The organism is Metabacillus niabensis, from assembly GCF_020524345.1.
GTDB lineage: Bacteria > Bacillota > Bacilli > Bacillales > Bacillaceae > Metabacillus > Metabacillus niabensis_B.
Genome location: NZ_JAIVLH010000013.1, coordinates 111,043 through 126,730, shown reverse-complemented (window position 1 = coordinate 126,730; position 15,688 = coordinate 111,043). Strand labels below are relative to the sequence as shown.

Annotated in this window: 15 protein-coding genes; 2 read left to right on the top strand and 13 right to left on the bottom strand. The window is 35.1% G+C overall.

Translation table 11 applies throughout. From position 1 onward, the window contains the following. Positions 1 to 60 precede the first annotated feature (60 nt). Positions 61 to 1,236: a UxaA family hydrolase gene (locus tag LC095_RS15370; RefSeq protein WP_226528983.1), complete on the bottom strand. Its 1,176-nt coding sequence runs from the start codon at positions 1,234 to 1,236 to the stop codon at positions 61 to 63. After that, the gene (locus LC095_RS15365; RefSeq protein ID WP_226528982.1) at positions 1,223 to 1,537 is read right to left on the bottom strand and encodes a UxaA family hydrolase; all 315 of its coding nucleotides are present in this window, start codon (positions 1,535 to 1,537) and stop codon (positions 1,223 to 1,225) included. Before LC095_RS15365 ends, LC095_RS15370 begins: the two co-directional genes overlap by 14 nt. A 331-nt stretch (positions 1,538 to 1,868) precedes the next feature. On the opposite strand from LC095_RS15365, the gene LC095_RS15360 reads away from it, so the two are divergent. Further along, complete coding sequence (locus LC095_RS15360) at positions 1,869 to 2,573, top strand: FadR/GntR family transcriptional regulator (protein ID WP_226528981.1); 705 nt, start codon at positions 1,869 to 1,871, stop codon at positions 2,571 to 2,573. 57 nt (positions 2,574 to 2,630) lie between these two features. Here the strand turns inward: LC095_RS15360 and LC095_RS15355 are convergent, their stop codons facing one another. Genes LC095_RS15355 through LC095_RS15345 form a run of 3 tightly spaced genes read right to left on the bottom strand, consistent with a single transcriptional unit; the run spans position 2,631 to position 5,358 of the window. Next, complete coding sequence (locus LC095_RS15355) at positions 2,631 to 3,521, bottom strand: fumarylacetoacetate hydrolase family protein (protein WP_226528980.1); 891 nt, start codon at positions 3,519 to 3,521, stop codon at positions 2,631 to 2,633. A 34-nt stretch (positions 3,522 to 3,555) separates the two neighbouring features. Further along, complete coding sequence (locus LC095_RS15350) at positions 3,556 to 4,326, bottom strand: SDR family NAD(P)-dependent oxidoreductase (protein ID WP_226528979.1); 771 nt, start codon at positions 4,324 to 4,326, stop codon at positions 3,556 to 3,558. A gap of 18 nt (positions 4,327 to 4,344) precedes the next feature. Next, positions 4,345 to 5,358 carry a zinc-binding alcohol dehydrogenase family protein gene (locus LC095_RS15345; RefSeq protein ID WP_226528978.1) on the bottom strand — a complete coding sequence of 338 codons (1,014 nt, stop codon included), beginning with the start codon at positions 5,356 to 5,358 and terminating at the stop codon, positions 4,345 to 4,347. Positions 5,359 to 5,505: 147 nt separating this feature from the next. Between LC095_RS15345 and LC095_RS15340 the strand changes: the two genes are divergently transcribed. After that, the gene (locus LC095_RS15340; RefSeq protein WP_226528977.1) at positions 5,506 to 6,372 is read left to right on the top strand and encodes an AraC family transcriptional regulator; all 867 of its coding nucleotides are present in this window, start codon (positions 5,506 to 5,508) and stop codon (positions 6,370 to 6,372) included. Positions 6,373 to 6,521: 149 nt separating this feature from the next. Here LC095_RS15340 and gucD read toward each other — a convergent pair whose 3' ends face one another. The 8 genes from gucD to LC095_RS15300 all read right to left on the bottom strand — a co-directional run bounded on the left by gucD (position 6,522) and on the right by LC095_RS15300 (position 15,463). After that, positions 6,522 to 7,994: an alpha-ketoglutaric semialdehyde dehydrogenase GucD gene (gucD, locus tag LC095_RS15335; protein ID WP_226528976.1), complete on the bottom strand. Its 1,473-nt coding sequence runs from the start codon at positions 7,992 to 7,994 to the stop codon at positions 6,522 to 6,524. 45 nt (positions 7,995 to 8,039) lie between these two features. Beyond that, on the bottom strand, positions 8,040 to 8,936 hold the full coding sequence (locus tag LC095_RS15330; RefSeq protein WP_226528975.1) for a fumarylacetoacetate hydrolase family protein: 897 nt from the start codon (positions 8,934 to 8,936) through the stop codon (positions 8,040 to 8,042). Positions 8,937 to 9,407: 471 nt separating this feature from the next. After that, positions 9,408 to 9,641, bottom strand: coding sequence for a hypothetical protein (locus LC095_RS15325; RefSeq protein ID WP_226528974.1), 234 nt, complete (start codon positions 9,639 to 9,641; stop codon positions 9,408 to 9,410). 9 nt (positions 9,642 to 9,650) lie between these two features. Continuing rightward, complete coding sequence (locus LC095_RS15320; RefSeq protein ID WP_226528973.1) at positions 9,651 to 10,835, bottom strand: Ger(x)C family spore germination protein; 1,185 nt, start codon at positions 10,833 to 10,835, stop codon at positions 9,651 to 9,653. A gap of 23 nt (positions 10,836 to 10,858) precedes the next feature. Then, positions 10,859 to 11,956 (bottom strand): GerAB/ArcD/ProY family transporter, encoded by a 1,098-nt coding sequence (locus LC095_RS15315; protein ID WP_226528972.1) that lies wholly within the window; start codon positions 11,954 to 11,956, stop codon positions 10,859 to 10,861. A gap of 5 nt (positions 11,957 to 11,961) precedes the next feature. Next, entirely contained in the window at positions 11,962 to 13,599 is a 1,638-nt protein-coding gene (locus LC095_RS15310; protein ID WP_226528971.1) for a spore germination protein, read from the bottom strand. Between the two features lie 31 nt (positions 13,600 to 13,630). Beyond that, the gene (locus LC095_RS15305) at positions 13,631 to 14,725 is read right to left on the bottom strand and encodes a GerAB/ArcD/ProY family transporter (RefSeq protein WP_226528970.1); all 1,095 of its coding nucleotides are present in this window, start codon (positions 14,723 to 14,725) and stop codon (positions 13,631 to 13,633) included. Between the two features lie 252 nt (positions 14,726 to 14,977). Beyond that, positions 14,978 to 15,463, bottom strand: a complete 486-nt coding sequence (locus LC095_RS15300) for a DUF1456 family protein (protein WP_226528969.1) — start codon at positions 15,461 to 15,463, stop codon at positions 14,978 to 14,980. Positions 15,464 to 15,688 lie beyond the last annotated feature (225 nt).

The window sequence follows — 15,688 nt, the reverse complement described above, 5'->3', positions numbered from 1 at the left end:
TTTTTATGTAGGGAGACGTTTTCATTCACTTATAACCTTCGTTCCCCAGTAAATCTGTTATTAAAATGTTGGGCCAATTCTCCAGATACCAAAATCATGCTGTTTAAGAATTTCTGCTTTTGTAAGCTTGCCTGAGCAAACCATTCCGATTTCGTCAAAGATTCGTTTTCCAACATCTTCAACAGTTTCTTTGCCATCAATGATCGTACCAGCATCAAGATCCATATTTTCAGACATTCTTTCGAACATTGGTGTATTCGTCGATATTTTAATTACAGGAGCAATTGGTGAACCAGTTGGTGTCCCTCTTCCACTTGTAAACAAAACAACTTGCGCACCACCAGCAACCATCCCCGTTAGTTGCTCGATATCATGACCAGGCGTATCCATCCAAACCAACCCTTTTTCCGTTGGAGCTTCAGCATAATCGATGATTTCATTTAATTGACTCGTCCCAGCCTTATTTGCTGCCCCTAAAGATTTCTCTTCTAGTGAACTTAATCCACCTTTTATGTTTCCTGGACTTGGATTTCCTGTTCTAATATCAACGCCCATTAAAATGGATCGGTTTTCCATTGCTTCGATAATTTCATAAGCACGTTTGGCAACTCTATCATTTTTAGCACGATTAGCTAATAAATGTTCTGCCCCTATTAGTTCAGTCGTTTCAGCTAAGATTGCCGTACCTCCCTTTTCTACAATCATATCGCTCACAACCCCAACCGCAGGATTTGCTGATAATCCTGAGCATGCATCAGAGCCACCACATTCTGTTCCAATAATTAACTCATTAAAATCGCACCATTCTCTCATTTGTGCAGAAGCCTCTTGTACTAGTTTAGTAGCTGCTTTTGCGCCTTCAGCAATTGCTGATAAAGTCCCACCATGATCTTGAATGGAAACCATTTCCACTCGTTTACCTGTTTTAGCAATTTCACCTGCTACACTTCTAGCTTGATGTGTTTCACAGCCTAATCCTAAAACTACAACCCCATAAACATTTGGGTTAAGTCCTAATCCTACGTATGTACGGAAAGTTTGTTCATAATCTACTCCAACTTGAGCACAACCATGTTGATGAATAAACGATACTGTTCCATGTACAAGTTCAGTGATTTGCTTTGCCGCCTGAGTTGCACAAGTGATTGTTGGTAAGATGAGAACATGATTTCGTACCCCTACTTTTCCATCATGACGTCTATACCCTAAAAATTGTCTTTTATTATTTGTTTCCAACAACTTTGTCACCTCTTCCTCTCACACCTTCTAAGTTATGAACATGAACATGTTCGCCTTCCTCTATCTCTCTTATTGCTTTTCCAATAACTTCCCCATATTTCAAAATCGTAGATCCGGCAGTTACCAGTTTAATAGCAAATTTATGCCCAAATAATATGGTTTCTTTTAATATAATTTCCTTTGTTTTCTTATCTGGTAAAGTAACTGTTAATTTCGTTTCAGCTGGTATCTCTTCTAATGCAACAGCTACACTGTCTTCTGACCTCATTACAATTGTCCGATAGTTTTTTTCCTTCAAAATAATCATTTCTCCTTTATTCAACTAGTTATAAAGTGGTAGGTAGTGTGGTAGTACCACACTAGTGATTTGATTCAATCAGGTTGGTCCTCATTTATAATAACAACAGTTGATTCCAGGTATATAATAACGCTTACATTTCTTGGTTCTCTGGTAGTACCACGCTTAAAAATATCATATCATCATCATTCTGGCTTTTCAATGGAATTTTCCTACTTTTTAGAATTAAATGAAAACTGTTTAATTATCTCTTTCTTTTATCCTTTATTTTTATTAAAATAAATCCAATGGTATATTGGTAGTACCAGTTTATTGTAAAGGTGGCTTTAAAATGGTTAAGATCAATCCAATAAAAAAAATAACAGTTACAGAACAAGTGATGGAACAGATTGCTTCATGGATCACATCAAATGAGTTAAATCCTGGTGATAAACTGCCTAATGAACGTTTATTGGCTCAGGAATTTGGAGTGAATCGTGGAAGAATTCGGGAATCTTTACGCGCCCTTGCCCTAATTGGATTAATCACAATTAAACCCGGTGAAGGCAGCTTTGTAAATAAAAGTGAATCTCCCATTCCTGCTGAGACCATTGGATGGATGTATTACAATGAAATAGACAATCTAGATGAAATATATGCTGCTAGAAAACTAATTGAATCCGAGGTTTTTCTTGAAGCATCTAAACACATGACGGATGATGATATAAGGATTTTAGAAAAAAAATTAGTTGAATTAAAGAGTTTGTCCGTTAAAGAAAAGAACATTCAAGAGTTTCAACATTTACTGGATGAATTCGATTTACACATGGGATCTTGTAGCAAAAATAAAATCTATAACAAATTAATGCAAACAATTGTGCATCTTCGCTATGAATCGATGTTAAAAATTCTTAATATCCCAGGTGCATGGGAAAATAGTATTGAATGGAGAACAAAACTTGTTTTAGCGATTAAAGATCATGACGATACACTGATAAAAGAAGCGATTCAGCTTAATTTCACAAGAGCGAAACAATTCTATCGAAAAGCTGATTAAAACATTGCTCGAATTTTCCCCGAAAGTAAATTGATACTTTCGGTTTTTTTCTCTTTATTACACTTCTTGCTTAAATGAATTCGTTAAACTTCCAAGCTTTTCAATTTCAATCGTAACCTCATCACCTTCTTTTAAATAAACTCTTTCTTTTTCCGGCATTCCTAAAATGACCCCTTCAGGCGTTCCTGTAAAAATGATATCTCCTGGACTTAATGTCATATGATCAGAAATATAGCTAACAATTTCATCACACTTAAAAATCATATCTGAAGTAGTAGAATTTTGTCGTACCTCACCATTTACGATGGCTTTTATTTTTAATTGATTTGGATCACCAACCTCATCACTTGTAACTAAGTATGGGCCAATTGGGCTAAATCCATCACAAGATTTACCTAATAGCCATTGAGGTGTACGGAATTGTAAATCGCGAGATGATAGATCGTTGGCATTGCAATATCCAAAAACATACTCCAAAGCATCTTCTTTAGAGACACGCTTTGCTTCTTTTCCAATGACTATAGTTAACTCTGCCTCATAATCATTTTCTAAAGAATTGAAAGGTAGACTGATCGTGTCATGATGGGCTGAAATGGTATTATCGAATTTATTGAAAAGAATTGGATATTCTGGCAATGGCATATTTGATTCTTCAGCGTGTTTTTTATAATTAAGCCCTACGCAAATGATTTTTCCCGGTTTAGGGACAGCAGGACCATATGTGATTTCCTTTTCATCTAAAAAGATGCTTTCTTCACTATGCTCTAGCGCACCTATTACCAATGCTTGAAGAGCTTCAACATTGCTTTGATTAAGAAGGGTTTCTTCTATAGATTGGGGTACTTCTGCATTCAAAAGTTTTGCCGCTTCTTCAACATGTAAAACACCTTTATCCGTTTTAATTCCAAGCTTTAATTGGTTATCTTGCTTAAAAGTTAATAATTTCAAGGTAATGTTCCCTCCACATTTATAAATTAATAAATTAGCTAGATTTACCGTTCACAACTCCACCGTCTATCATAAACGGGGATCCCATCATAAACTTCGATTCGTCTGAAGCCAAATATAGTGCTGCATATGCTACATCAATTGGTTTACCCAAATCTCCACTCAACTGTCTTTCTTTAATCTTAGCAATAGCTGCCTCTGGGTTTGGATCTTTTGATAAGTAGTCTTCAACAAAAGGGGTATAAATAGTACCTGGCATTAAAGCGTTTACTCTTATGTTATATGGTGCGTAATCAACTTGCATTGATTTTGTTAATGATAAAACAGCTCCCTTACTAGCAGCATAAGATGCTCGATTTGCTAATCCTATTTCTGCGATACAAGATGACATATTAATGATTGAACCAGCCTTGTTTTTCATCATTAGAGGGACAATCGCCTTTGAAACAAGAAATACACCTGTAACATTTACATCAAGGACTTTTTTCCAAGTAGTAAATTCTATTTCATGCAGAGGTCCAATTCCACTAATCCCTGCGTTGTTGAACAAAATATCTAAAGATTTATAGTCTTTTTCTATTTTGTCTGCCATTTCATTGACATTTCCTTCATCCGTAACATCGACTTTGATAAATGAAGCTTCACCTATGTTCTCCTTTATTTCCTGTACAGTTGCACTTCCTGCTTCTTCATTATTGTCAGCTACTATAACCTGTGCTCCTTCTTTCGCAAACAGTAACGCAGTTTCTTTCCCTATACCAGAACCCGCTCCTGTAATTAAAGCCAGTTTATTTTTTAATCTCATAAGGTTCCTCCCATATGGTCACACTTCAATAATAGCTTTTATTATATTGTTTGTCGGATTTGTAACTACTTCAAAGCCAGCTGCAATATCATTTAACTTTAAACGTTTTGTAATAATCGGATTTACATCTATATCTCCATTATTGACGCATGAAATAACGTACTTGAAGTCTTCCCGTGTTGCATTTCGACTTCCTAGTAAACTCATTTCCCTTTTATGAAATTCAGGATCGTTAAATGTGATATCTTCCTTTACGAGTCCAACATAAACGAGTAAACCTCCATGACTAACATATTGAAAGGCATTCATCATTGATGACTTATTGCCAGTTGCATCAAAGACAACCTCTGGAAAATCTCCATTTGTAATCATTGTTATTGCTTCAACCGGATCTTCACGTGCATTAATCGTAAAATCAACCTGTGCCCAATCCTTACAAAATTGGAGCCTCTCTTCGTTAATATCCATTGCAATCACTTTTGCTCCCGCAAGCTTTGCAAATTTCATGACACCTAATCCAATTGGGCCACCACCAATAACAAGAGCAAATTGATTATCCCTAATTTTTGAACGCCTTACTGCATGTGCTCCAATACTCAAAGGTTCAATCATAGCACCTTGATCAAAACTAATGCCATTTATTTTTATCACATGATCAATAGGTAGTTTGATATATTCCTTCATACCACCGTCAATATGGACACCAAATACTTTCATATTTGTGCAGCAATTCGTTTTTCCTTGACGACAGGCAATACACTTTCCACATTCTAAGTAAGGAAGCACGGCGACTGAATCACCAGCTTTTAATTCACAATCATTCACACCAACTTCTACAATTTCACCTGATAATTCATGTCCTAACACTCTTGGATATGTAAAGAATGGTTGATTACCATAAAAAGCATGAATATCTGTACCACAAATTCCTATACTCTTAACCTTAATAAGCACTTCTCCTTGATTAATCAACGGTATCTCTTCTTCTTTTTCTGCAAATCGTTTCGGTTCTTCACAACTTATGACTTTCATGCTTCACACCCTTTTAGAATTAAATGAAAACGCTTTAAATAAATTATATACATCATTAATAAAATATAAAATTGCGAATATTGCTAATTTGTACCCTATTTTGATATATTGAAAGAAACTACAAGATCGTTTAAGGAGTTTATACGCATGAAACCTTTTAAGAAAAATTTTGATTTACAAGACTTTGTTCCATTTAGATTTGTTTACTGCCAAACCAAAACTCCTGAAAGTGAGTTACCGAATCATTTTCATGATTGGTATGAAATTGTTTATGTTTACGGAGGAAAAGGCACATTTTTCATCGATTATAGTTTTATAGATATGGAAAAAGGAGATTTTTTTGTTATCCCAGCAAATACAATTCACTACTCCATTCCAAATTCCGAGAGCCCAATAACTTCATCTGCCATTTTTTTCAACCCGCTATTAATAGCAAACCAAAGCTCTAGAGACACATTTTCTTATCTACAAATATTTGATGAAAGTTCACGTTTGAATAATTATCGCTATTCATTAAATAACGAGCAGCAAAAACATATAGAGACTTTGATTGATAATATTGAAAGTGAGTTTACTCAGAAGAAATTTGGTTATAATCAAGCGGCTGTCTTACAATTACAGCTAATATTACTCCATATCAATCGTTCAATCATACATCAACATTCATCGTATACTTCTACACAAAAAGGCATCCCTATGTGGTTAAGAATGATTTTGGAATATATAGAAGAACACTTTTCTGAAAAGATTACTCTTTCTTTTCTAGCAAAATATGGGAATGTTAGCTCTGCCCACCTAAGTCGGGTATTCAAACAAATGACTGGATTAAATGTATCGGAATATATCAAAATGAAAAAAATCTTAAAGGCAAAACAATTATTACTTAAAACAGAAGAAAATGTGTCAAGTATTGCTGATCAGTGTGGCTTTGAAAGCATGCCTTATTTTCATAGAACCTTTAAAAAAATGATGGATATGACACCTTCCCAATATCGAAATTCAACAAAAGCTTAGGATCATAATCTGATCCTAAGCTTCTGTTATCTTGCCTATCTCCTTACCTCTATGTTTTGGTCGAATATTGGATTCATAAAAAAAGAGTAGCCGCATTCCATAAATCAACCGTGGGTTAAGAAGGCATTTAATCAATTACAATATAATTTTTAAGACCCCTTCACAAAAACAGTCTTAATTGAAGTATAGAATTCTTTGGCTGCTTCACCTTGTTCACGAGTGCCTGTACTAGAAGCCTTCATTCCTCCAAACGGAGCTTGCAGTTCAACACCAGCACTTTCCGCATTAACACGAACAAGACCTGCCTCCATATCATCAATAAAACTTAGGAAGGAGCTAATATTTCTTGTAAAGATGGACGCACTTAAACCGTATTTTGAATCATTGGCAACATCAATTGCTTTTTCTAACGAATCTACTTTCATTAACGCTAATACAGGTCCAAAAATTTCTTCTTGCGCAATACTCATGTCAGAGTTTACATTTTCAAAGACTGCTGGACGAACAAAGAAACCATTTTGATATTCGTCATCAGTTAGCACTTCACCGCCATAAATAAGTGATGCACCTTCTTGCTTACCTTTTTCAATATAGCTGCATACCGTGTTGAATTGGCCCTCACTTGCACATGGTCCCATCCAAATACCATCTTTCAATCCATCACCAATTGTAATTTCATCGATTTTATTAAGCAGTAATTCTTTAAATTGATCATAAATATCTGCCTCAACAATCACACGACTTGTTGCCGTACATTTTTGTCCAGTAGACTTTAAGCCGCCGCTTAATACAGCATCAACAGCTAATTGTAAATCGGCATCTTTTGCTACGATTACTGGGTTTTTACCACCCATTTCAAGTTGGAATTTAATTCCTCTTTCTGTTGCTGATTTTGCTACATTTTTGCCAACACCTTCAGAGCCGGTAAACGTAATTCCGTTAAGTAAAGGATGATCGATAAGTCCTTGGCCAATAACGGAGCCAGAACCTGTAATAAAATTTAGAACCCCTTGCGGAAATCCCGCTTTTGCAAAGCATTCAACAACTTTAGCAGCAGTTACTGCAGCCTCTGTAGCTGGTTTAAACACAACGGTATTTCCATACACTAATGCAGGTGCTATTTTCCAAATAGGAATAGCTACAGGGAAGTTCCATGGTGTTATAACACCGACAACACCTAAAGGAGTTCTTCTTGTAAACATAAGTGCATCAGGGTCTGTTGAAGGAATTGTGTCCCCATCTGAACGCATTCCTTCTCCTGCATAATAACGGAGTATAGCCACTCCTCTTGCCGTTTCCCCTTTTGCTTCTGGTAATGTTTTACCCATTTCACGAGTCATCGTTTCTGCGATATCCTCTAGGTTTTCCTCAATAATATTGGCCACTTTATATAGAAATTGACCGCGAGCAACTTGACCTAACTTACGCCACTCTTTTTTGGCATTATGTGCTGCATTTACAGCTTCGTCTAAATCAGCGTCCGAAGATTTTTGTACAAGACCTACAACCTCTTCTTTATTTGCTGGATTATAGCTCGCAATCACATCATGATCAGAAGCTTGTTTCCATTCATTATTAATAAAATTTAAAAATGTTTGTGCTGCTGTTTTTGTTTGACTCACAAAAATCCACTCCCTATTAAAAAATTAATTTATTAAAAATCTCCCTTAGTTAGCAACAGATTCTTTTTTCACTAGTTGTTTAACCGGATTTCTAAGAGTGCCAATTTCTGAAATTTCAATTTCAATGATATCCCCGTCATTTAATGTGAATTCATTAGGAGGTACGATGCAAGTTCCAGTTAACAGTACTGTGCCATCAAAGATTTCGTTATCAAGTACCAAGTATGAAACTAATTCATCGAGTTTTCTTTTTAATTGATTTACATAAGCCATTCCCTCAAACACCTTTTCATCATGACGGAGAATGCGGCAAGTAATGGTTAATTCATATGGATCATCTACAGCATCCGCTAGTAAGATTGCTGGGCCAATTGAACATGAGTTTTTCCACATTTTTGCTTGTGGAAGATAAAGAGGATTTTCGCCTTCAATATCACGACAACTCATATCGTTCCCAGCTATATACCCTAGAATTTTTCCGTTTTTATTCATAACTAACCCTAATTCAGGTTCAGGGATTTGCCAATTCGAATCTGATCGAAGATAAACTTCCTGTCCCGGACCAACCGTTCGTGCTGCTGTTGATTTAAAGAAAATTTCCGGACGTTCAGCTTCATAAACTTTATCATAAAATGTCGTAGCATCCAGTTTCCCTTCTGTTGCTTCATAATTTCTAGCATCCCGGCTTTTTTCGTATGTAACTCCAGCTGCCCATACTTCAGGTGCTTCAAGGGGTGTAGTAAGAATGGTATTTTCATATTTTTCAACTGGCTCATTAGTCGTAAACTCTTGAGCAAATCCTAATACTGTCTTTCCTTGTTTCTCTGCATCGTGAACAAAAGACATAAAATCAGGGTATGGTAAATCAAATACAAAACTTTCATTATTAACTACTGCTAATTGAAGTGTTGCTTCATTTTTCTTATAACGGATAATTCTCATTAAAAACCCTCCCATTTTATATTATAAAACTAGGTTTTGTTATATAGATAAAAATAGGCTAAGGCCCATTTATCATATCCTTTTATATCCATACCCTAAATACCACATCAACAAATTTGAAGCCCCAAGGAATGCTTTCCATTCTCTTCACCCGATCTTACTTCCAATTAATAAAATTTGTACTTGTTAAACCAGACATTACACCGCTTACATTTATACATTGTGCAATAAGTAGTTCTATAATATAGAACAAATAGTTATATTATAGAACGTTAGGTTCATATTATTATATTTTGTTTTATTTTTCAATAAGAATTTTCCAATTTTTAATGTGTAGACAAGAGATCCAGGGTGTTATTTCTGCTGTTTTAGAGGCATGTATTATTTTATTGCAAATTAAAGAAAACTTCTCAACCTAACATTTCTTCTTCCACATTTAAAAGGCCTCTATTTGTTCAATTAACATGACATTTACATTTCTAATACTCCCTCAATCCAACGTCCGATCGGTTCAAAAATAAAATCTACACCGTTAATTAACGGTACAATCGGTAATGATGCCGGTTCAGCAATTCCCATATAAGTTGAAAAGAGAATTAAGAAAAGAAACAAATAACGTTCGCGCTTCTTTTTATCTCCTATAAATGATTTCATCCCAATAGCAAACAAGACGATATGAATCAGAATGATGAGTGAAACAACCATGTGTCACACCTACTCTCCCATTATTTTTTCAAACGGATCATTGATCATTCCAGTTCGTTCAACAGAAGCATTAATAGTAAGTTTTAATTCAATTTCTGTTAGTTTTTGGTCCCAATCTGGTTTCAATTTTTTCCACTCCTTTGGATATTTTGCATGAATTTTGCTACCGAATTGGAAGACATCTGCTTGTAGTTCTTTTGCGGCTTCCCATGTTGTGTATATATCTACTTCAATTTGTTTTTCAATTTCTTTTTCTAGCTTTTGGATATATTGTGGTTGTGTTAAATCCATATTACAACCTGTTTCCTGTAATACTCCTTCAGGTTTAATCTTTGCTTGAATAATAATTTTGTCTTCTTTGATAATTGGTTTTATTTTTGTTTTTGATCGTTCAACCTGAAAAGTTGATGTTGTCTCTTCATTTTCTGAACAAGAAAATGGGATAACGGTATTGTTGATTTCATTATTAATCCAATTAATTCCCTTGCTCTCATTTTGATCTAACCAACCTGCAAGTTTACCTTTTTTAAAGACACCAATGTCACCAATTTTTAAAACCGTTGATTTTGTTGTTTTCTTTAATGCATCTAAAGATGATTGCTGTTCTCCATCTTTTCCTTTAATCGTGATTTCTGGTGCAATAGCATTGGCAGATGAACTAACAAATGATTTTGCAAATTCACTTAATCTAATTCTTTTAACAGCTGAAAGATTGTCTTCTGTTTTTCGAAACATTTGATCGATTCCGTTTGCTGAGATTTTTTCCTGTGGTAAAAGTATTTCCAATATATCTCTGGGATCACCTTTGCTTAACGCAATATCCATCGTTTCTCTTGTTTCTCCTTCTCTTAAAAAAAAATCAATTACTTCGGATATTCCTTTTTCTTTAGCAAGATTTTCACTAATGATAAGAACTCGATTATGGGCAAAGAATGGTGTGCGGGGTGATTCCAAGTTTATTTTTTGTATTGCTTCAAGGACGGTTGTACCTGATGTTGAAAAAACAGATATAGGAGAATTCCCTCCTCCTCCTCCTCCTGTTTGTGTTGATATAGCTGAAGGGTTAATAACCTGAAATGAAACATGATATTTATCTTCCTGCCAATCGATTGAAGTACCGATAATCACACTAAGTTCATTTAGCTCCAACCGATTCCAACAACCAGTTAGAAGGACCATGAGTAAAAAAGACATAACGAGATGCAATGACTTCCACTTCATAATTTCACCTTTTTTTTTCTGTTTTTTAGAAATCCTATAAAAAATAAACATAACGGGATAAGGATGTTAAAGAAAAGAGAATATGATATACCGGCAAAATGCTGATAGAGTGCATATTCAGATTGATTTTTCCAGGAATTAAGACAAAAGGATAAGACCAATAAACCAAATGGGAATAAAAAAGGCTGTTCTTGTTTAATACGAAAGGTTTGGAAGAAACAATGCAAACTGCTGAATAAAAAGATTGTAAGTTTCATCATCATTGTGCCCATCCAGACTGCGATAAAAAGAGCATCAATTCGTTCAATAAAATTAGCCACTTCAATAATTCGGAATACACTAAATGTTGGATAATGATACATTGGCAAAATCTCGGCACTAAATACGGCAACCATACCGACCAGTGTCCATGTTAGAGTAATACCTGTTATCACAATTCCAATGACCGCTACTTTTCTTACGTCTTTGTTATGCTGTAAATACGGAGCAAGTACCAATATGATCGCCACTTCAGCGACCCATGATAAAACAGGAACACCTCCTAAAGCAATTTTGTTCCATGATGTATCAAACATAGGTAACAATTGACGGAAATCCATTTCTTTCAAGTAAAACAATGTACTAAATGCAAATGTCAGAAAGCTTACAATGATGATGATCCAATTCACTCTCGAAATCACTTCAATGCCATGATAAATCGCGTACAGTGCGATAAGAATCCCCATACCTCCAATCACAACAGGAGGTGTTTGCTCCATTACAGTATCTACCATAAAATAAATAAATGATCTTAATACAGAGATTGCATCCAAAAAATAATACAGACTCAGCAGCAACCCAATGATCATCCGAAAAAAAATGCCTAATTTATTCTCGATGATGTCGAAAATGGTTAACCCGGGATTTTTTATAAACACTGTACTATATATAAACGCAAGGATCATACCAATTCCAGTTGTTAACACAATAGAAATCCAAGCATCTTTATCCGCATACTTAAGCAAGATGGATGGTAAGCTTAAAAGAGCTGAAGGCACGATCGTACTGACAATAAATAAGATCCCCTGCCAATTCGTTATTTTCACCTCCGACATAAACATCATTCCTTTTGTGATTCGTATTCTTCATGTGATTCATTGTTTTGCACAGTTGCTTTCATCGTCGTTGAACGTGTTTTATCATCAGGATTCCCAATCAGTACCGGCCGGTTTTTCATTGCCCACCACGGCACACGAACGAAGACATCTTTTTGGTTTGATGGCATAAATGGTGCTAACGGCATTAAATAAGGTACACCAAACGAACGCAATCCAACTAAATGAATAAGGACGATCAACAATCCTGACATTATTCCAAATAAACCAAGCGTTGCAGCTAGTAGCATAAACGCAAAACGAAGTAATCTGGCTGCAATCGCCATATTAAAATGTGGAGCGACAAAGTTAGATATTGCCGTAAACGAGACGATAATGACCATCGCGGCACTAACTAATCCTGCTTGTACAGCTGCTTGCCCTAAAACAAGGGCACCAACAATGGAAATCGCAGGACCAATGGCTCTCGGCATTCGCACCCCGGCTTCCCGAAGAACCTCAAATGTAATTTCCATGATTAACGCTTCAACAAAAGCAGGAAACGGAATCCCTTCCCTTTGTGCCATTAAACTTACAAGCATTGTTGTTGGGAGCATTTCTTGGTGGAACGTAGTAATCGCAATATACAATGATGGTAAGAGCATTGATACAAAGAAAGAAGAAAAACGCATAATGCGAATAAATGTAACAATATCATAACGATGATAATAATCCTCACTAGCCTGAAAAAATTTAAAAAAAGTTACAGGAGCCATTAACACAAATGGTGTCCCATCAATTAAGATTGCGACTTGGCCTTCTAAAATCCCACCTGCAATCGTATCCGGACGTTCGGAATTTGATATGGTTGGAAAAGGCGAAAAGGTGGAATCTTGAATAAATTCCTCGATATATCCACTTTCTAGAATACTATCCGTTTCAATTCGTTTTAAGCGCTGCTTCACTTCTTCAAGGACTTTTTCATTCACAACACCTTTGAGATACATGATCACCACTTTTGTCTCGGTTACTTTTCCAATTTTCATATTTTCCATCCATAAATTCGGACTCTTTATTTTTCTTCTTATTAATGTTGTATTTGTATTTAAATCTTCCGTAAACCCTTCCTTTGGCCCCCTAATCACAGTTTGTGATTGTGGTTCTTCTACTCCTCTATGTTCCCATCCTAATGTTGAAACTGTTAGAGCTTGATGAGCACCTTCAATGAAGATAATCGTGTCTCCAGCAAAAAGCTTCGATAGGAGTTCATCAAAATAATCGACTTCTTCTACATTACTCGTTTTGATCACTTTTCTTTTAATAAAAGAAATCACATCTTTTTTTAATAAAATCGACTCTGTTGTAGTCAATTCCAGTTTATCCAGTATCGAATTCATAATGGCATTGTCAATTATGTCATTATTCGCAAGACCACTAATATAAACAACCGACATGCTGACTCCAGCCATATAGGATGGTTCAAGTCCTCTAATAATTAAATCAGGTGCATTTCCTGTAATATCTAATAATTTATTGATATTTTTTGTAAGATTCACCGAAATCGGTGCATTATGCTTAGCAGAATCAAATGGAAGATGTTTATTTTTTTCCTCATTCTTTTTTGGTATATTGCGTTTAAATAGGTTTGTTAATTTCAACACCATTACACACCTCCCTGTAGTTGAGATGAAATTATCACTTTTTCGGCTTTTTATTTAAAAAGCTATTCACATACATCAATACGAAAAGAAGCAACGGGATGAGAATATATACAAATGGCATAACATAAACAGTCATGTATTCTATGCCGAACCAAATTTGTAAAGTAAAGTTTTTTTCTAAAAAGGCCCCTGCAAAAATTAAGGCTCCAATCGGTAAGATTACTTTCTTATACTCTTTTTTTATGAATTGAGAAAGAGCTAGAACAGCAGCTAAATAATAAGCTGTTTGTTTAATAAAGACACTTATAAAAAGAACCAAAACAAAAAGCGGGTCCATTCTCTCGATGATTCCACCTATTTCAATGAGACGAATACTAGATAACAATGGAACGATATTCACTTTAGATAGTGGACCAAGAGCTGTGAGAATCATAATGTTCATCCAAATGATAAAAAATCCTGAAAATAAATATGTAGAAATCGTTATTTTTTTGATTCCTTTTTTATCTTCGAAATATTTAAAGTACATTAAAAACATAAACATTTCACTAAAGGGAAAAGAAAGAACCTTAGGTATTCCTGCTTTCATGACAGAAAATATTCCGTTTTCCAGGACAGGTAACATATATTCGAAGTTCAAAACTCCCGAACTGAAAAATAAAATAAAGATAACAAAATAAATAAATAAAAAAAATGGGAGAATAAATTCACCGATACGAAAAAATGTTTCAATCCCCTTATATACTGCATATGTCGAAATGATAACCAAAACAAGCATAACCATAGAGATTGGCGTATCAGGTAAAAGAGTAAGCAATATAATATCTCCGAACTCTCTTACATTTCGTGTCGAAGAATAAGTGAAAAATAGAATATACACGATGGAGATGATGGCACCAAGATATTTTCCGAAATAAGATGTAATTAGTTCAATAAGATTTTTATCCGGTTCTTTAGAATGAATGGTAAGTGTTATAAAAGCCAATATTACTAATCCCGCAATCATCGCAATAAAAATCGCAATCCATGAATCCTGCTTCGCCTCTCCACCAAGATAAAACAAAGAAGCACTACCTATCTCATGCAAAATAATAATCGCCGCAAGCTGATACTTACTAATTCTCTCCATCATCAACCCTACTTCTTATAGGAGTAATAACGTTAAATTCCCCCAATTCAGACAGAAAATACATACGTTTGGGTCAGAGGGACAGGTCCCTCGTCCCCCCATTAATTGGTAGCCAAAAATAACTGATAGCATAAAAAAAGACTATTCAGTGTTTTCACACCAAACAGTCGTATCCATATAGTTTTACATTATTGTTTTGTCGTACCTTCGTAATAATATGTATGACAATACACAACCTGCATTACGTAATACCTATCCCCTGTATCTGATAGCTAGCCCTTTTAAGAAGTTTCTGGCGAATTTATCTCCGCACTCCATGTAATTCTTATGCCCTTCTTTTCGTAATAAAGCTCCAAGTTCACCTTTTGTAACCCTTATTCCAGCACCTGCAAAAAGATCTATCATATCCTCTGTTGTTAATGCCAATGCTATTTTGACTTTTTTCAATAGAAGATTATTCACATTTTCACGGTTAAATGGCGTTGGTTCAGATGCATCGGGTTGTCCCGGTTTTGGCCCTCTTTTGAAAACAATAAGGCCATTCAAAAACGAATCGAACATAGTATTTGTACATAATATTTGATCACTATTTTCATTATTTTCATCTGTCTTGGTGAGAATCTGTATCACCTCTGGTACAGATACCTCCTCTCCGCCGAGTTTAAATATTTCTGCCATTTCTTTATTTTTTAATTCCAGTGCATATCTCAGCCGAATTAATATATCGTTATTATCCATTTAATGATCTCCTTATTTTTTCCATAAATTGAAATTTTATTTTTATGAATGAAAGCTGTCTCATTTTATCACACTTCCGAAAAATAAAAAATGCACCACATCACCCACAATTTTATCCTTTAATTAATAGAATCAAGGATAAAGTGAGGATTAGTGCATAATGAATTCTACTATATCGAAAACGGAAAACGCTTCCGATCATGTCATTACATTGAATAAAAACTT